Below are 18,188 nucleotides of genomic sequence, written 5' to 3' on the forward strand. Positions count from 1 at the left end.
CGCGGCGGGCGGCATTCAGGCTGCGGGTGCGGCAGCGACTGCTTTTACTGCACTGTCGTCGGTTCGAGGCCTTGCCGCTCTGCGCGGCGTTGCGCGACGATCCGGCCGGCTTCCTGCGCGTTCTCCGGATAGTTGACCCAGTCGTTCGGATCGTAGCCGGCGGCAAGCCATTCGATGAGTTCGGCGCGGACCTGGGCGCGCGTTTTCGGCGCCGACGGGTCGTTGGGCTGCATCACCGCTTGCGCGTAGACGGTGCTGATACTCACGGCGGCAACCAGCGCACCGAGTCCAATGCGGGAGAACAGATTCATGGCGGGCTCCTGCGGAGCGGAAAAACAGCCGGGCCTGGTCGTTTTTCGGTGCGCGCCGGGTGAGGCGGAAAAAAGCAGCGCACCATTTCTGCCGGCGGATCGAACCCGCCGCGAGCCGAGTTCCCCACGGAGCGCAAGCAACGCGGAAGCGGGCGGGTTTGGCTAAAACTTCAAAATTTCGGCGCTAGTCGATGCCAAATGGGCGTCCTGACAAAATTTCGTCCTATCACGTCGAAGGCTTGTTGAACCGTTCCATCACCGCGCTCACCAGGTCGACCGGCAGCGGAAACACGATCGTCGAGTTCTTGTCGGCGGCGATCGTCGTCAGCGTCTGCAAATAGCGCAGCTGCATCGCCTGCGGCTGGCGCGCCAGCGTCTGCGCCGCTTCGAGCAGCTGCCTCGACGCCTGCAACTCGCCTTCCGCGTGAATCACCTTGGCGCGCCGTTCGCGCTCGGCCTCAGCCTGACGCGCGATCGCGCGGATCATCGTTTCGTTGATATCGACGTGCTTGATCTCGACGATCGACACCTTGATGCCCCACGCATCGGTTTGCGCGTCGAGCACCTTCTGGATGTCGGTGTTCAGCTGCTCGCGCTCGGACAGCAGCTGGTCGAGGTCGTGCTTGCCGAGCACCGCGCGCAGCGTCGTTTGCGCCAGCTGGCTGGTCGCCTCGAAGTAGCGCGCGACCTGGATCACCGCCTTCTCCGGATCGACGACGCGGAAATACACGACCGCATTCACCTTCACCGACACGTTGTCGCGGGTGATTACGTCCTGCGTCGGCACGTCGAACACGACGGTGCGCAGATCCATCCGCACCGCCTGCTGCACGATCGGAATGATCAGCACCAGTCCGGGCCCCTTGACCTTCCAGAAGCGGCCGAGCATGAACACGACGCCGCGCTCGTACTCGCGAAAAATCCGCACCGACGACGCGATCAGCACGGCCACGAGCAGGATCAGGATGCTGCCGAAGCCGAATGTGAAGCCGATCATGAGGGTTCTCCTTGTCCTTGTATTGGGGCGGCCGGTTTGACGGGCACCACGGTCAGCGTGAGCCCGTTGCGCGCCGTGACGCGCACGCTCTGCCCCGGCGCGGCCGGCGTCGTGCTCGACACGCGCCAGCGCTCGCCGTGCACGCGCGCCCAGCCGCCCAGCGGGCCGCTGGCCGAGTGTTCGGGTTCGGGCAGCAAGCCGCCGTCCAGCACCACGCCGACGCAGCCGATCAGCGCCTCCGAGCCCGTCACGACCGGCCGGCGCCGCGCGCGCAGCGCGAGCCGCGACACGCCGAGCACGAACGCGACGCTGAACACGACGACCGCGGCGATCAGCGGCAGCGGGATGCCGTAGCCGGGCACATCGGTATCCATCAGCATCATTGCGCCGACCACGAACGCGACCACGCCGCCGAAACCGAGCGAGCCGAAGGTCGGCAGGAACGCTTCGCCGATCAGAAAGGCGATGCCGAGAAAGATCAGCCCGAGGCCGACATAGCTGACGGGCAGCATCTGCATCGCGAACAGGCCGAGCAGCAGGCTGATTGCGCCGACCACGCCGGGCAGCACGAAGCCCGGATTGGCGAATTCGAAGAACAGGCCGTACATGCCGAGCATCAGCAGAATCAGCGCGACGCTCGGATCGGTGATCACGGCGAGGAAGCGGCTGCGCCAGTCGGGTTCGAGCGTGATCAGCGGCGCATGCGCGGTCTGCAGCGTGACGCTGCCGGCGCTCGTGACGACTGTGCGGCCGTTCAGCTGGCGCAGCAGGTCGGGCACGTCGCGCGCGACGATATCGACGACGTGCTGCGCGAGCGCTTCTTCATCGGACAGGCTGACCGCTTCGCGGACCGCGCGCTCGGCCCAGTCGGCGTTGCGCCCGCGCATCTGCGCGAGGCCGCGGATGTAGGCGGCGGCATCGTGGACCTGCTTGCGCAGTTCGGTCGATTGGGTGTCGAGCGGCAGCGCGCTGGCGGCTTCGGATGACGCGCCGGGTGGCGCAGGCGCGGAGGCGGGCCCGGACGCGCCGCCGGGCAGCGTGCGCATGTCCGGCAGTCCCGGCGTGCCTGGAGTGCCCTGCGTTCCCGGTGTTCCAGGCGTGCCCGGCATTCCCGGCGGGCCGCCGCCACCGGGTGGCTCGTTGCCGCCGATGCCCATCTGGATCGGCGTCGCGGCGCCGAGGTTGGTGCCCGGCGCCATCGCCGCGATATGGCTCGCGTAGACGATGTAGGTGCCGGCGCTGGCGGCGCGCGCGCCGCTCGGCGCGATGAAGGTCGCGACCGGTACCGGGGAGGCGAGGATCGCCTTGATGATCTGCCGCATCGACGTGTCGAGTCCGCCGGGCGTATCGAGTTGCAGCACCGCGAGCTGCGCGTGCTGGCTCTCCGCGCGCTGTAAACCCCGCACGATGAAATCGGCGGTGGCCGGCCCGATCGCGCCGTTCACCGGAATCACCTCGACGCTGTTCGAGGTCGCGGCACCGACGTTGGCCGGTGTCGCCACATTGGCCGCTTGCAGCGGCGCCAGCGCTCCGCATGTCGCGAAGCCGAGCGCGCATAGCACGCCGAGCACGGCGATGCCGCGCATCAAACGGCCCGCGATGCCGCCGCGGATAAGCGGCGTGCGCGGACCGGACTGCCGGAGCGGGAGACGCGGAGTCGTGTTCATCGCTGACGGCCGTCGCGCCAGCCGGGGTGAACCGGCGGCGCGGGCCCATACCTCGATCAAGGCTGGCCGGTTGCCGCTTAAAGATTAGTCCGATTCGGCGCGAAGCGTGAGATCGAGCCCCGTGGCCCGGGCCGGCCGATAGTCGGTCGGGCGCATGCCGGTCCATTTGCGGAACGCGCGATGAAACGCGCTCGGCTCGGCGAAGCCGACGGCGTTCGCGATATCGGCGATCGTGCGCTGTGTGCGCTGCAGTTCGGCAATCGCGATGTCGCGCCGCAGCGCGTCCTTGATCGACTGATACGTGTGGCCCTCCTGCTTCAGATGCCGCCGCATCGTCGCCTCGGCGACGTGCAGGCGCGCGGCCATCTGATCGGCCGCGGGCCAGCCGGACATCGGCAGCGCGCGCAGCGTCTTGCGCACGCGCGCGGCGAGCGAACCCGGGTTGCGGTACTTGACGATGAAGCTGCCCGGCGCATCGCGCAGAAACGGGCGCGCCGAGCGCGAAGTCTGGATCACCGGCAGCTCCAGAAACGCGGGGTCGAGATCGACGTACGACTCGGGCTCGTCAAAATGCATGTCTTCGCAGAACATCAGCCGGTATTCGTGCGCGGCCGGCGGCGCGGCGCAGCGAAAGCGCGCTTCGAGCAACGGAATGCGCCGGCCGACGAGCCAGCAGACGAGTCCGTACACGAGGATGAAATAAGTCGCGTAAGCGAACATCGCCGGCTTGCGCGCGCCCGCGCGTTCGACGAACGTCAGGCGCACGCGCTTGGCCTCGGTGTCGATCGTCGCGCCGAGGTCGTCGAGCACCAGCCGCATGAAACCGACCGCGCGCGCGAGCGCTTGCGCGCCGTTGCGCGCGCCGAGCGCCATCTGCGTCATCGCGATGAAGCTGCCGCTTTTCATTCGATGCGAGTCCTGGCCGAAGAATTCGTCGTCGAGCGCGCGCGCGATGCCGGCCCACAGCGCGCCGTATTGCGCCGACGAAACGCGGCTTTTCGGCGACGCGAGCATCGGCGCGGCGATGCCGGCCGCCTCGGCGAACGCTCGCGCATCGAGCCCGCGCGCCGTTGCGAGCGCGAGCGTTTCCTCGATGAGACTGACGGAGATCGTGCCTTTGTCGCTTTTCATCGGAATTCGGTTTATCTGGCAAAAGCGCTCAGCATCGGTGGGCACGTGGTTCGTGAAACCCCTGAAATGACGAGGCCCCATGCACGCGCATGGTAGCAGTATGGCAAAAGCGCTCAGCAAATGTGAGCGGAGCGAGCATCGAGTGGCGCGAGCCGCATGCCTACACTTGCCGCATCACCGAGATCGCCAGCACGGCCGTCAGCACCCACGAGGACGCAGTCATGGACAGCTTCTACACCGACGAACAACGGATGATCCGCGACGCCGCGCGCGACTTCGCGACCGACTGTCTCGCGCCGCATGCGGCGCAATGGGATCGCGACGCGCAACTGCCGGCCGAGGTCGTCGCGCAGATGGGCGAACTCGGTTTTCTGGGCATGATGGTGCCGGCCGAGTGGGGCGGCTCCTACACCGACTACGTTGCCTACGCGCTCGCGCTCGAAGAGATCGCAGCCGGCTGCGCGGCCTGCGCGACGCTGATGAGCGTGCACAACTCGGTCGGCTGCGCGCCGATCCTGAACTTCGGCAGCGCCGCGCAGAAGGACCGCTATCTGCGCGACCTCGCCACTGGCCGCACGATCGGCGCGTTCTGCCTGACCGAGCCGCAGGCGGGCTCCGAAGCGAACAATCTGCGCACCCGCGCACAGCTGCACGACGGGCAGTGGATTCTGAACGGCAGCAAGCAGTTCGTGACCAACGGCGCGCGCGCCGGGCTCGCAATCGTGTTCGCGGTCACCGATCCCGAGCGCGGCAAGCGCGGCCTGTCGGCCTTCATCGTGCCGACCATGACGCCGGGCTTCGACGTCGGCCGGCCGGAGCACAAGCTCGGCATTCGCGCGTCCGACACCTGTCCGATCTCGCTCGATCACTGCGCGGTGCCCGAGGCCAACCTGCTCGGCGAACCGGGCGAGGGTCTGCGCATCGCGCTGTCGAATCTCGAAGGCGGGCGCATCGGCATCGCCGCGCAGGCGGTCGGCATTGCCCGAGCCGCGTTCGATGCCGCGCGCCGCTACGCGAGCGAGCGTGAACAGTTCGGCAAGCCGCTGAAGGGCCATCAGACCATCGCCAACATGCTCGCCGACATGGCGACGCGCCTGAACGCCGCGCGCCTGCTCGTGCATCACGCGGCGCGGCTGCGCTCGGCCGGGCGGCCGTGTCTGTCGGAGGCGTCGCAGGCGAAGCTGTTCGCGTCGGAGCTGGCCGAGGAGATCTGCTCGAACGCGATTCAGATTCATGGCGGCTACGGCTATCTGGAGGACTATGCGGTGGAGCGCCACTATCGCGATGCGCGCATCACGCAGATTTACGAAGGGACGAGCGAGGTGCAGCGGATGGTGATCGCGCGCCATGTTTGAGGGCGGCGTTTGAGCGCACAATAGCCTGGCCGTGATGCTTCGTTGAGCGGAAGAGCGGCAAAAACCAGCGGCAAAAAAACTGAGCGCCCAGAGCGCCACCTGGAGACGACGATGACAGCAGCGAAAGCCTTTCTCGAAGCGCGCGATCTGCTAGTGCGCCATCGCACCGACTACGAGCGCGCGTACCGCGAATTCACGTGGCCGGCGCTCGGCGAGTTCAATTGGGCGCTCGACTACTTCGACGCGATTGCGCGCAACAACGACAACCCCGCGCTGTGGATCGTCGACGATCCTTCCAGCGACGGCCTGCGCCTGTCGTACGCGCAGATGTCGGAGCGCTCGTCGCGGATGGCGAACTTTCTGCGCAGCGCAGGCGTCGGTCGAGGCGACCGTGTGCTGCTGATGCTGCCGAACCGCGTCGAGCTATGGGACGTGATGCTCGCCGCGATGAAGCTCGGCGCGATCGTGCTGCCCGCCACCACGCAGCTATCCGCCGACGACGTGCGCGACCGCGTGCAGATCGGCGGCGCGAAGTTCGCCGTGGTCGACAGCGCGGAGCTGGGCAAATTCGATGCGCTAGACGTGCCGCTCACGCGCTTCTCGGTCGGCGCACCGCGCGACGGCTGGATCGATGTCGCCGCCGCGTACGAGGCGGCGCCGGATTTCACGCCGGACGGCGTCACCCACGCCAGCGATCCGATGCTGCTGTACTTCACGTCCGGCACCACGTCGAAGCCGAAGCTCGTCGAGCATACGCATCAGAGCTATCCGGTCGGGCATCTGTCGACGATGTACTGGATCGGCCTGCAACCCGGCGACATCCATTGGAACATCAGCTCGCCGGGCTGGGCCAAGCACGCGTGGAGCTGCTTCTTCGCGCCGTGGAACGCGCAGGCCTGCGTGTTCGTGTTCAACGTCCCGCGCTTCGTGCCGAAAGACACACTCGCCGCGCTGGTGCGCTTCAACGTGACCACGCTGTGCGCGCCGCCGACCGTCTGGCGCATGCTCGTGCAGGAGCCGCTCGGCGACTATCCGGTGAAGCTGCGCGAGATCGTCGGCGCGGGCGAGCCGCTGAATCCGGAGGTCATCGAGCGCGTCAAGCACGCGTGGGACATCATGATCCGCGATGGCTACGGCCAGACCGAGACGACCTGCCAGATCGGCAATTCGCCGGGCCAGCCGGTCGTGCCCGGCTCGATGGGGCGTCCGCTGCCGGGCTACCGCGTCGAACTGCTCGATGCCGACGACCAACCCGTGAGCGAAGGCGAAATCGCGCTGCCGCTCGCCGAACGGCCGCTCGGCCTGATGACCGGCTACGCGAACAATGCGAACGCGACCGCGCAGGCGATGCGCAACGGCTTCTATCGCACGTCGGATGTCGCGCTGCGCCGCGACGACGGCTCCTACGTGTACGTCGGCCGCTCGGACGATGTGTTCAAGTCGTCCGACTATCGGCTGAGTCCGTTCGAACTCGAAAGCGTGCTGATCGAACACGAAGCGATCGGCGAGGCGGCCGTCGTGCCGAGCGCGGACGCGTTGCGTCTGTCGGTGCCGAAGGCGTTCGTCACCGTGCGTCAGGGCTATGAGGCCGGTCCCGAACTCGCGCGCGCGGTGTTCGCGTTCTCGCGCGAAAGACTCGCGCCATACAAGCGGATTCGTCGTCTGCAATTCAGCGAACTGCCGAAGACGATCTCCGGCAAGATCCGCCGCGTCGAGTTGCGGCGCCGCGAAATGGAGCGCGCGGCCGAACCCGCGCGTCTGCCCGACGAGTACTGGGAAGAGGATTTCCCCGACTTGCGTTGACTGTCTTCATTCCTCGCCATTGCTGGTTTTGCCGCCCCGGTTTGAATCGCACGCGTCGAATTCGAGCTTCGGATTCAACGCGTCGGGGCACCGTTTTTTCCTTTCTATTGCTGTCCGGCCGCCGCGCGGCCATCGCACAGGAGTTTCAGCATGAGCACCTTTGCTTCGAACGAGACCAGCCGCGACGTCGCCGGCGCCGTGGCCACCGTCAAACTGCTGATCGACGGCGAGTTCGTCGAATCGAAGACGACCGAGTGGCGCGACATCGTGAACCCGGCCACCCAGGCGGCGCTCGCGCGCGTGCCGTTCGCGACCGTCGCGGAAGTCGACGCGGCGGTGCGCAGCGCGCACGCCGCGTTCAAAACGTGGAAGGACACGCCGATTGGCGCGCGCATGCGCATCATGCTGAAGTACCAGGCGCTGATTCGCGAGCATATGCCCCGCATCGCGAAGACGCTGTCAGCGGAGCAGGGCAAGACGATTCCCGATGCGGAGGGCGACATATTCCGCGGTCTGGAAGTCGTCGAGCACGCGTGTTCTATCGGCACGTTGCAGCAGGGTGAATTCGCCGAGAACGTCGCTGGTGGCGTGGACACCTACACGCTGCGTCAGCCGCTCGGCGTCTGCGTCGGTATCACGCCGTTCAATTTCCCCGCGATGATCCCGCTGTGGATGTTCCCGATGGCGCTCGTGTGCGGCAATACCTTCGTGCTGAAGCCATCCGAGCAAGACCCGCTGTCGACGATGCAGCTCGTCGAACTTGCGCTCGAAGCCGGCGTGCCGAAGGGCGTGCTGAACGTCGTGCACGGCGGCAAGGAAGTGGTCGATGCGCTGTGCGCGCATGAACTGGTAAAGGCGATTTCGTTCGTCGGCTCGACGGCGGTCGGCACGCACGTGTATCGCCTCGGCAGCGAACACGGCAAACGCGTGCAAGCGATGATGGGCGCGAAGAACCACGCGGTGGTGCTGCCCGACGCGAATCGCGAACAGACGCTCAACGCGCTCGCGGGCGCCGCGTTCGGCGCGGCCGGTCAGCGCTGCATGGCGACTTCGGTGGCGGTGCTGGTCGGCGCCGCGCGCGAGTGGCTGCCCGAGCTCGTCGCGAAGGCGAAGACGCTGAAGGTCAACGCGGGGCACGAGCCGGGCACCGATGTCGGGCCGGTCGTGTCGCGCGCGGCGAAGCAACGCATTCTCGGTCTGATCGACGCGGGTGTGAAGGAGGGCGCGACACTCGCGCTCGACGGCCGGGATGTGAGCGTGCAGGGCTATGAGCAGGGTAACTTCATCGGCCCGACGGTATTCAACGACGTCACGACCGACATGGACATCTACCGCACCGAAATCTTCGGACCGGTGCTCGCGGTGGTCAACGTCGCGACGCTCGACGACGCGATCGCGCTCGTCAACGCGAACCCGTTCGGCAACGGCGTGGGCCTGTTTACGCAAAGCGGCGCGGCGGCGCGCAAGTTCCAGAGCGAGATCGATATCGGCCAGGTCGGCATCAACATTCCGATTCCGGTGCCGGTGCCGTTTTTCAGCTTCACCGGCTCGCGCGGCTCGAAACTCGGCGATCTCGGTCCGTACGGCAAGCAGGTCGTGCAGTTCTATACGCAGACGAAGACGGTCACCGCGCGCTGGTTCGACGACGACACCGTCAACGACGGCGTCAACACCACGATCCGCCTGCGTTGAACGCATGAACGCACATACGGAGACGACACCATGAAAATAGGCTTTATCGGACTCGGCAACATGGGCGCGCCGATGGCGCTGAACCTGCTGAAGGCGGGCCACGCGCTCAACGTGTTCGACCTCAGCGCACAGGCCGTGCGCACGCTCGTCGATGCGGGCGCGCAAGCGGCCGGCTCGCCGAAGGCCGCCGCGAGCGACGTCGAATGCGTGATCACGATGCTGCCCGCCGCGGCTCACGTGCGCAGCGTGCTCGTCGCGGACGACGGCATCCTCGCCGGCATTGCGCCGGGCGTGCCGATCATCGATTCGAGCACGATCGATCCCGCCAGCGTGAAGGCGTTTGCCGAACTCGCCGCGGCGCATGGCAACAGCTTCGTCGATGCGCCGGTGTCGGGCGGCACGGGCGGCGCGGCGGCGGGCACGCTGACCTTCATGGTCGGCGGCAGCGCCAGCGCGTACGAGCAGGTCAAGCCCGCTCTGCTGGCGATGGGAAAAAACATCGTCCATTGCGGCGATACCGGCACCGGCCAGGTCGCGAAGATCTGCAACAACCTCGTGCTCGGCATCTCGATGGCGGGCGTCGCGGAGGCGATGTCGCTCGGCGAGGCGCTCGGCATCGACACGAAGGTGCTCGGCAGCATCATCAATACGTCGACCGGGCGTTGCTGGAGTTCGGACACGTATAACCCGATGCCGGGCGTGATCGAGACCGCGCCTTCGTCGCGTGGCTATACCGGCGGCTTCGGCACCGACCTGATGCTGAAGGACCTCGGCCTCGCCACCGATGCCGCGCGCGGTGTGCGTCAGCCGGTCTATCTCGGCGCGCTCGCGCAGCAGCTTTATCAAACGATGAGCACGAACGGCGCGGGACGTCTGGACTTTTCGGCGGTAATCAAGCTGTATCGCTCGCGAGAGCGCGGCGGTGACGGCCAGGGAGGCACCCAATGATCGAGCTCGATTACGCGCACGACGGCGCCGTTGCGTTGATCACGTTGAAACGGCCGCCCGCGAACGCTTTCACGCCCGACGGTCTGCTGCAATTGCAGCGCACCGTCGAGCAGTTGAACGCCGATGCGCGCGTGCGCGCGCTGGTGATCACCGGCGACGGCCCGAAGTTCTTCAGCGCGGGCGCCGATCTGAACACCTTCGCCGACGGCGATCGCGAAGTCGCGCGCGCCGCGGCGGCGCGTTTCGGCGCGGCGTTCGAAACACTGCAAAACGCGCGGCCGGTCGTGATCGCGGCGCTCAACGGCTATGCGATGGGCGGCGGTCTCGAATGCGCGCTCGCATGCGATATCCGCATCGCCGAGCAGCAGGCGGTGCTGGCGCTGCCAGAGACCGCGGTCGGCCTGCTGCCTTGCGGCTGCGGCACGCAGACGCTGCCGTGGCTGGTCGGCGAAGGCTGGGCCAAGCGGATGATCCTGATCGGCGAGCGCGTCGATGCGGCGAGCGCGCTGCGCATCGGCCTCGTCGAAGAAGTGGTGGAGCGCGGCGGCGCGCGGGAAGCCGCGCTGAAGATGGCGCAGCGGGTCACCGGTTCGAGTCCGCAGGCGGTCAGCTTCAGCAAGGAGCTGATCCATCAGGCGCGGCATGGCGTGCCGCGCGCGGCGGCGCTCGCGCTCGAACGCGAGCGTTTCGTCGATCTGTTCGATGGCGCCGATCAGCGCGAGGGCGTCAACGCGTTCCTCGAAAAACGCCCGCCGCGCTGGCAGACGAGCCATGCACCAAGGGAGACGCAGCGATGAGCACGTTGCAAAGCGTTGCGCTCGAAGCGCGCAATGCGCCGAATACGCAAGCCGAAGCGGACGTGCTGTTTCGCGTCGTCAACCGTGTGGCGATCATCACGCTGAACCGGCCTGCCGCGCTCAACGCGCTGTCGCACGCAATGGTGCGCGAGCTCGCCGTGCTGGTCGAGCAATGCCGCACTGATCCCGGAATCGTCGCGCTGGTGCTGAAAGGCGCCGGCGACAAGGGCTTTTGCGCGGGCGGCGACGTGCGCGAGGTGCATCGGCTCGCAACGCAGGGCGACCCGCGCTGGCTCGCGTTCTTCGTCGACGAATACCGGCTCGACTACGCGTTGCACACGTTTCCGAAGCCGGTGGTCGCGCTGCTCGACGGCATCGCGATGGGCGGCGGCATGGGCCTCGGCCAGGCGGCGCGGCTGCGCATCGTGACCGAGCGCAGCCGCATCGCGATGCCGGAGACGCGCATCGGCTTCGTGCCCGACGTCGGCGCGAGCCGCTTTCTGAATGTGATGCCGCCCGAGCTTGCGCTGTATGTCGGGCTGACCGGCGCGACGCTAGCGGGCGCCGATGCGATGCGCCTGCAACTGGCCGACCTGTGCGTGCCGGCCGACTGGCTCGCGAGCTTCGAGGAACGTTTGCAGCGCATGCCGCACGACACATTGGACACCGGGCGCATCGACGCGCTGCGCGCCGCGTTCGAGCCGCCGTGCAATGTCGTGCCGCACGCGCCGCTCGGTGCTCTGACGCAACTGATACTGCGCCACTTCGACCGGCGCTCGGGCGTCGAGCGCATCGTCGCGACGCTGCGTCAGGATCTCGAACGCGAGCCGCCGCGCGAGGTGCGGCAATGGCTGCAAGCGACCTACGACGCACTGAGCGCCCATTCGCCGACGATGCTGCACGTGACGCGCGAAGCACTGCTGCGCGGCCGGCAGATGACGCTCGCCGACTGCTTCCGGATGGAGCTCGGCATCGTGAAGCGCTCGATCGACGAAGGCGATTTCCGCGAGGGTGTGCGTGCGCAATTGATCGACAAGGACCGCCGACCGCGCTGGTCGCCGGCGACGCTCGCCGATGTGCAACCCGAGCGCGTGCGGCATTTCCTGAGCTCGCCGTGGCAAGGCGGCGCGCATCCGCTGGCGGCGCTGGGCGCGGGGCATGGCGACTGACTTGTGCGGCATCGCGCATGCCGCAAGATGTGCGCGGTGAGCGGGGCCCGGCGTCCGCGCGCGAGCCTGGAACGCGAGCGCGATTGGCTCTGCCAGGCATCACGAGTCCCAACGTCCCACCCAGCAGCCGCCCGATACTGATTGTGGTTTGGCGCACACAGACCACGCGCGCCAATTGACATCCACCCGGGCGCAATCTTAGATAGAGAGTTCAGCCCCGTCCCGACTGGCACAGCCTGCTCTCAGCCCTCATCACGGGCGCTCTTCCGACCTACGGTGCGTTCACACGTCACCGTTTCCGCATTCTCGTGCTCTTGACCCGTCAGGAGGCAATGCGTATGGAAAAGCCGTCAGATGAGAATCGCCGCTCCAAACCCTTCGGCGACAAAGCCGATTCCCGCGTCGAGCAGGGCCCCAGTGCAACAAAGCTCGTCCTCACTGCGCTAGGCGGCATGGTGGTGGTGGCGGGCAGCATCGTCTACTGGGTAATCACCTTTTCGCATCGCGTGCCGGATGCGAATTGCTTTCCTCCCGGCATCGAGTGCTTTAGCAAGATCGCCGCGGTGATGAAGGAAGTCAGCGACGCGGAGCGCGCCACCAGCATAGGCGAGAGCTGGCTGCTTGCATTGCTCGTCACGGCCTTCACGTTCCTGGTTTTCTACGTGCACATTTGCCGTGGCGAGGAAGAGCGGGCGCGGACAATCGCGGAGCGTGAATTCGAACAGCGCAAACGCATCGCGGAAGAGGCAGGGGAACCCGCGCCCGCAAGCATCTCCCGTTCGAAGGGGGGAATCGGCAAGCTGCGAAAGTGGTTTGTGTCGCGCTGGTGGATTCCCGTGTTCTGCTATTTCCCCGCGGTATTGCTGTTCGGCGGAGAAATATGGGAGGGCTATACCGATGCGGTCGTACTCGCGTTGGCGCTCGCCGCGATCTACGTGGCCGCCGAACACTATTCCGCGCTCGAGCAGCAGCGCAAGCTCGTCGATGAGCAGGAGGCGGTGCTCGAGACCATCCGCAAGGAACTCAGCGACAAGGTGGCCAGCATCGATAACGCGATGGGAACCCGCTATGGTCTTCGCGTGATTTACGACGCCTATCGCGACCCGAATCGGGACCAGTCCCGCGCGGACGAGAGAAAGCGTTTGCAGCCGGGCTCGGCACACCCGCCTCAGGGCGGCGCGGCGAACGTTCACGAGTCGGAAAAAGGCATTTTCTCGATCTATCGTTTCTTCGATATCGACAAGCAATGGTGGACCCGAGAGACGTGGGACGAGTATCGCAACAGCTCCGCGGCGACGCTCTATCGAACCTTGAAGGAAGGCGCGCGCACGAAGATGACGCTGGTGACACCGCTCGAATATCCCGAGTTCGACGGCGAATCGATGCAGGACAAGGCACTCTTCTTCGGCAAGTTCATTGGCCTCGTATGGCATTACGTGGTGTTGTGGCACGTACGGCGCGCGCTCGAGGGCGACTCGAAAGAGCTCGTGTGCGAGCACAAGATCCGCATTGCGCAGACCTCGCTGTGGCTGCATGTGGTCGATCGGACGGTCTATCAGATTCTCGGCGACGATCGCGGCAAGGACGTCAAGGTGCGCAACCTGACGCACGACATGGATGAGATCTCGGTATCGCTCGCACGCTGGGCCAAGCGCGAAATTCAAACGCTGGCGGCGCGTGGCCCGACCGCCGAGGAGTACATCTGCACCTGCCTGACCGATGCCCATCAGGCCATACCCGCGGACGGCGCGGCCACCTTCGGACAGAACGAGGATCACATACTCGAAAGACTCGGATTCAAGGAATGGGCGAACGAAGGCGACGCGCCGTCGGGCATTCGCAAGAGAGTGCTGGCGGCACGCTGCAAGGGCTTGATCCGGGATGCCGTGGCGATCATCGCCGCGTCCAAGCCGGGGCAGACGGCGACGATCGACGGCCAGCACGATCCGTCGATCAAAGAGATAGCAGCGGAGGTCGAATGAAGAGTCCTTCCATCGATGTGGTGCTGGCCGACCTGGAGATCATCAGCGACCTGGTGATGTCCATCGTGGTGCCGACGAAAACCACGGACCGCTCGAATTTTACGACGCCGATTTCGTTGATGGTCAGGCATCATCTGGTCGGCGGGCAGTCGCCGCTTGCCGATCGCGACGTGCGCGGTCTCGTCGACCGGCTCAAGGCCTGCGCCAGCGCGCTGTGCAAGGTCGGATCGGGCAAGAAGCTGCTCGCCGACTCGCAGTTGATGCGGGGCATTCCCGCAGCGCCTTATCAGGCGAATCAGTTCTATGTCGAATTGCTGACCGCGGTGTCGCTGGGTCTCTACTTCCTCGGCGTGCCGATCGGCGAGCCGTGGGATCTGGTGCAGACCTGGGCCGACGAGGAGGGCGGCGGACTGCCGAACGGCATCTGCGTGGCGAAGGCGATCGGCGATATCGTGCGCTCGTCGCGCAAGTGGCATCCCACGTTGCCGGCGCAAGCCGATGCGAATGAACGCGCCAAACGCCGGGCGTCGACGGATCTGATCGTCCATTCGTTCCTGCCGATGATCCTGTTTCGCGACCTGATCCTGTGGGGCGGCGGACAACCGGAACCGCAGAATTCGGGGCTGCCGGAACATCCTTCGATTCGCAGCCAGACGGCGACCGGACCCAGCGAAGGTGACGAGTCGGATGAAAGGTCTTTGCTCGTACCGTCGATCCATGCGTTGGGGCGCTGTTACGAAGTGTTGCAACTACAACTTTACCTGAGGGCCGGTTATCCGATTTACTATGCCGTGCCAGAGGACATTCTGAAGGGCGAAATCTTGCGGTCTTGCGCGAAGGGAAAATCCGCCGAGCAGTGCTGGGAAGAAATGTGCACTTTCCTGCGGGACAAGATCTTTCGCGGCAAGCTGCCGGACGCCGGCAATCTGCAGAAGCAGTGCGTCTATGTGATCGACCGGACCAAGCCTCCCGCATGCTTCATCAATCACGATGCGGGGCTGCTGACGTTCGAGGGCATCGATCTCGACGGGGGCAGCCGGGAACTGCCGCTGCCGGCGAGCTACATGCTCGACGAACGCAGGGAGCGCTACCGTAAGCGAGTGCTTTCGTTCAAGCCCGCGGATGACGATGCCGCGCTGCGGAACCTTTTGAATGGCGCAAAGAACAAGGAACTTTTCCAGCATATCTTTCACGGCTCGAAAGGTGATCATCCTGAACCGGCTCACGGCAAGGATGACGCCAGCGACGCCGCGAAGGGCGCCGTCACGGTCAAGTGACGAAGCGCGGCGCAGTAGTATCGGGAACGCCGCATGCTAGGAATTTTCAGGTTGCTCCGACGCGGATCGTTTCGTCAGAACTGATCCGCGCCATCACGAGGCGCGTCGCGCCGTACGTTGGCTGTTTCGTTGCAACGCCAGCAGGCAACTCCACAGTCAAACCTAGCAGGAAGGCACCATGGACAGGAATCGTGTAGAAGGCACAGCGAAGGAGCTCAAGGGCTCGGTCAAGGAAGCGATTGGCAAGGTCACCGGCAATCGCGCGAAGCAGGCCGAAGGAGCGGCCGAGAAAATCGCCGGCAGGATCCAGGCGAGAATCGCCGAAGAAGCCGAAGAGGAACGTGAGCGCGTGAAGAGCTAGCGCGCGACTGTTTCGTCGCGGTTTCGTGCATCCCAGCGTTATCTATCCGGACTGTCCGGTTTCGGGCGCAGCAATGTCAGGCACGCGAGCCGTGCACTGACGCACCACGTGCGTAGCGCTCGCACGCCGTCGGTGCTCGTCGCGTCGCGGCCTCGCGGCGCGGTGTTCGACACACGTATCGTGTAAATTTCTGTTACGGTCCAGAGTCAGCCGGCGCACTCTTTGCGTCGGTACCGCATCGCCCATTCGAGGACGCCTCATGCTGGGATTCGACGTCGGCGCGGCCAGGAAAGTCTGGACCGCGTCTCTGCTCGCGCTGCTGTTTTTCGTCATCTATGTCGCGTCGACCACGGTGCTCGTCATCGTGTTTGCGGTGTTCTTCAGCTATCTGATCTACCCGATGGTCGCGCTGGTCGAACGCGTGAGGCCGCGCCGCGTGCCGCGCGTCATGTCGATCGCGGTCGTGTTCGTCGTCGTCGTTGCGCTGCTCGCGGTGGTCGGCTCGGTGTTCGGAGTGGAATTGCAGGCTCAGGCGACGCGCCTCTTTTCGCAATTGCCCGGGCTGCTACGCACCGACGTGCCGAACCGTTTGCCGTTGCCGCATTTTCTCGAACCGCTGCGCGAGCGGATCGTCGATTTCCTGCGCAGCCAGATCGAGACCGGCTCCGACAAGGCCGTGCCGTTCGCGCGCAGCCTCGGGCTCGGCGTCGTGCATGCGGCGAGCAACCTGATCTATCTGGTGCTGATACCGATCCTGAGTTTCCTGCTGATCAAGGACGGCGAACGGATGCGCGACGCGTTTCTCGCGTTGCTGAACCGGCGGCATCGCGTGCTGTGGAACGAGATCGTCGACGATGTGAACGTGCTGCTGTCGAAGTACGTGCGCGCGCTGCTGTTCCTGTCGCTCGCCACGCTGTTTTGCTACGGCGTCGCGTTCTCGCTGCTTGGCGTGCCGTACGCATTTCTGCTCGCGGTCAGCGCGGGGCTGCTCGAATTCGTGCCGTTCGCGGGGCCGCTGGCCGCGGTCGCGATCACGCTGGTGGTCGCGGTCTTCAGCGGCTATCCGCACCTGTTGTGGCTGGTGATTTTCATCGGCTTGTACCGGCTGTTTCAGGACTACGTGCTCAATCCGTATCTGATGAGCGAAGGCGTCGAGGTCAGTCCGTTTCTGGTGATCGTCGGACTGCTCGCGGGCGACCAGCTCGGCGGCGTCGCGGGGATCTTTCTCGCAGTGCCCGTGATCGCGACGCTAAAAATCGTGATTGGCCGGGCGCGGGTGTTTTACGCGGCGTCGCACGAACCGGGCGAAGCCGCGCGGCGCGCGCTGACCGGCAGCACCGACGACGAGGCGTAGCGCGCGACCTTGCATCGTTATCCTTCTCCGGCGATGTGGGCTTCGATGCCAGCAGTGCGAGGCATCGTCGCGCCAGCGTCGCTGGCCGGCGCCGCTTCGCGCGGCGCAGCCTTCACACGCGAGACCCACAGCACCGCCGCGCATGCGACCGCCACCGCGGTCCAGCCGACGGTTCCATACCCGGCGATGCGGCCATCGGCCGACGTGCTCAGCATCAGCCCGCCGAGCCACGCGCCGGTGCCCGTGCCGAGCGCCTGCAGCGCGCTGTTCGCGCTCAGGAACGCACCGCGTCGGCTGGGCTCGGGGACCGTGGTCAGCAGCGCCTGCATCGGCACCATGCGGCCGTTCATCAAGACGAGGAAGCACGGGAAGAACAGCACGAGCGCGTAGAACGGCAGGTCCGGCAGATGCGTGACGAACAGCACCGGCACGAACGACAGCAGCGCCGCGCAGCGGAACACGCGCTGCGAGCCGAAGCGGTCGGCGAGCCTGCCGACGAGGCGCGACGTGAAGAAGGTCGCCGCACCGCCGCCCATATACAGCCACGACAGCTGACGCGGCGCGACGCCGTGATTGGCGACCAGCATCGGCGAGATGAACGGAATCACCAGCATGTGCGCGATCATCATCACGAACGTCAGCGCGAACGCATTCAGATGCCGCGGGTTGCTCAGCAGTCTCCACAGCTCGGGCAGCACTTTCGCGAGCGGCGGCTGCCTGCGGCTCAGATGAGCGGCCAGCGACGGCACCTGTCGCGAGGCCGCGAACCATACCAGCAGCGACAACGCGACCAGCAGGAAGAACGGCGCCGCCCAGCCGAACTGCGCGCCGAGCATCACGCCGGCCGGCACGCCGGCGATCGCCGCGAGCGAGAATGCGGTCATGATGGTGCCGGTCGCGGCGCCGCGCCGTTGCAGCGGGATCACGTCACCGACGATCGCCATGATCACGGAGCCGAGCACGCCGCCCGAGATGCCGGCGAATGCGCGGGCGGCGAGCAGCAGCGCGAAGCTCGACGCGAGCGCGCATGCAAGGTTCGACAGCACGAACAGCGCGTAGATGGCGAGCAGCAGACGGCGCCGATCGAAGCGGTCGATATACGTCGCCGCGAACAGGCCCGACAGCCCCGAGCACCACGAATACGCGGACACCGCCGTCGCGAACGCGGCCGGCGCGATCTGGAACGCGCTCATGATCTGCGGACCGAGCGGCATCATCACCATGAAGTCCATGATGATGGTGAACTGCGTGAGCGCGAGCACCCACAGCAGATGGCGTTCGTGCCGTGCAGTGATTGAGTACATCGGTTGATTTCCTTTTGTTGTTGTTCGAAGTACGCCGCTG

At 66.0% G+C, this 18,188-nt stretch carries 15 protein-coding genes; 10 read left to right on the top strand and 5 right to left on the bottom strand.

Annotated elements, in window-relative coordinates:
* Nucleotides 1-44 precede the first annotated feature (44 nt).
* The 4 genes from QFZ91_RS30385 to QFZ91_RS30400 all read right to left on the bottom strand — a co-directional run bounded on the left by QFZ91_RS30385 (nt 45) and on the right by QFZ91_RS30400 (nt 4,106).
* Nucleotides 45-311, bottom strand: coding sequence for a DUF4148 domain-containing protein (locus tag QFZ91_RS30385; RefSeq protein WP_176106201.1), 267 nt, complete (start codon nt 309-311; stop codon nt 45-47).
* 226 nt (nt 312-537) lie between these two features.
* On the bottom strand, nt 538-1,308 hold the full coding sequence (locus tag QFZ91_RS30390; RefSeq protein WP_176123913.1) for a slipin family protein: 771 nt from the start codon (nt 1,306-1,308) through the stop codon (nt 538-540).
* Nucleotides 1,305-2,975 carry an NfeD family protein gene (locus QFZ91_RS30395; protein WP_429569426.1) on the bottom strand — a complete coding sequence of 557 codons (1,671 nt, stop codon included), beginning with the start codon at nt 2,973-2,975 and terminating at the stop codon, nt 1,305-1,307. Before QFZ91_RS30395 ends, QFZ91_RS30390 begins: the two co-directional genes overlap by 4 nt.
* Before the next feature lie 84 nt (nt 2,976-3,059).
* A complete protein-coding gene (locus tag QFZ91_RS30400; protein ID WP_429569427.1) occupies nt 3,060-4,106 on the bottom strand; it encodes an AraC family transcriptional regulator ligand-binding domain-containing protein in 1,047 nt (348 codons plus the stop codon).
* Between the two features lie 221 nt (nt 4,107-4,327).
* Between QFZ91_RS30400 and QFZ91_RS30405 the strand changes: the two genes are divergently transcribed.
* The 10 genes from QFZ91_RS30405 to QFZ91_RS30450 all read left to right on the top strand — a co-directional run bounded on the left by QFZ91_RS30405 (nt 4,328) and on the right by QFZ91_RS30450 (nt 16,844).
* Nucleotides 4,328-5,461: an acyl-CoA dehydrogenase family protein gene (locus QFZ91_RS30405; protein ID WP_429569428.1), complete on the top strand. Its 1,134-nt coding sequence runs from the start codon at nt 4,328-4,330 to the stop codon at nt 5,459-5,461.
* 111 nt (nt 5,462-5,572) lie between these two features.
* Nucleotides 5,573-7,264 carry an AMP-binding protein gene (locus tag QFZ91_RS30410; protein WP_429569429.1) on the top strand — a complete coding sequence of 564 codons (1,692 nt, stop codon included), beginning with the start codon at nt 5,573-5,575 and terminating at the stop codon, nt 7,262-7,264.
* Nucleotides 7,265-7,414: 150 nt separating this feature from the next.
* The gene (locus QFZ91_RS30415) at nt 7,415-8,956 is read left to right on the top strand and encodes a CoA-acylating methylmalonate-semialdehyde dehydrogenase (protein ID WP_429569430.1); all 1,542 of its coding nucleotides are present in this window, start codon (nt 7,415-7,417) and stop codon (nt 8,954-8,956) included.
* A 30-nt stretch (nt 8,957-8,986) separates the two neighbouring features.
* Entirely contained in the window at nt 8,987-9,904 is a 918-nt protein-coding gene (mmsB, locus tag QFZ91_RS30420) for a 3-hydroxyisobutyrate dehydrogenase (protein ID WP_429569431.1), read from the top strand.
* A complete protein-coding gene (locus tag QFZ91_RS30425; protein WP_429569432.1) occupies nt 9,901-10,701 on the top strand; it encodes an enoyl-CoA hydratase in 801 nt (266 codons plus the stop codon). Before mmsB ends, QFZ91_RS30425 begins: the two co-directional genes overlap by 4 nt.
* Complete coding sequence (locus QFZ91_RS30430; protein ID WP_429569433.1) at nt 10,698-11,870, top strand: enoyl-CoA hydratase/isomerase family protein; 1,173 nt, start codon at nt 10,698-10,700, stop codon at nt 11,868-11,870. Before QFZ91_RS30425 ends, QFZ91_RS30430 begins: the two co-directional genes overlap by 4 nt.
* Before the next feature lie 338 nt (nt 11,871-12,208).
* Nucleotides 12,209-13,852, top strand: coding sequence for a hypothetical protein (locus QFZ91_RS30435; protein ID WP_429569434.1), 1,644 nt, complete (start codon nt 12,209-12,211; stop codon nt 13,850-13,852).
* The gene (locus QFZ91_RS30440) at nt 13,849-15,129 is read left to right on the top strand and encodes a hypothetical protein (protein WP_429569435.1); all 1,281 of its coding nucleotides are present in this window, start codon (nt 13,849-13,851) and stop codon (nt 15,127-15,129) included. Before QFZ91_RS30435 ends, QFZ91_RS30440 begins: the two co-directional genes overlap by 4 nt.
* 178 nt (nt 15,130-15,307) lie before the next feature.
* Nucleotides 15,308-15,490: a CsbD family protein gene (locus QFZ91_RS30445; RefSeq protein ID WP_176106191.1), complete on the top strand. Its 183-nt coding sequence runs from the start codon at nt 15,308-15,310 to the stop codon at nt 15,488-15,490.
* Nucleotides 15,491-15,749: 259 nt separating this feature from the next.
* Nucleotides 15,750-16,844 carry an AI-2E family transporter gene (locus QFZ91_RS30450; RefSeq protein ID WP_429569436.1) on the top strand — a complete coding sequence of 365 codons (1,095 nt, stop codon included), beginning with the start codon at nt 15,750-15,752 and terminating at the stop codon, nt 16,842-16,844.
* Nucleotides 16,845-16,861: 17 nt separating this feature from the next.
* On the opposite strand, the gene QFZ91_RS30455 is transcribed toward QFZ91_RS30450, so the two are convergent.
* Entirely contained in the window at nt 16,862-18,148 is a 1,287-nt protein-coding gene (locus QFZ91_RS30455) for an MFS transporter (protein WP_429569437.1), read from the bottom strand.
* Nucleotides 18,149-18,188: the final 40 nt, after the last annotated feature.

Origin of the sequence: Paraburkholderia sp. JPY419 (assembly GCF_050435705.1) — a bacterium.
GTDB classification, from domain to species: Bacteria; Pseudomonadota; Gammaproteobacteria; order Burkholderiales; family Burkholderiaceae; genus Paraburkholderia; species Paraburkholderia youngii.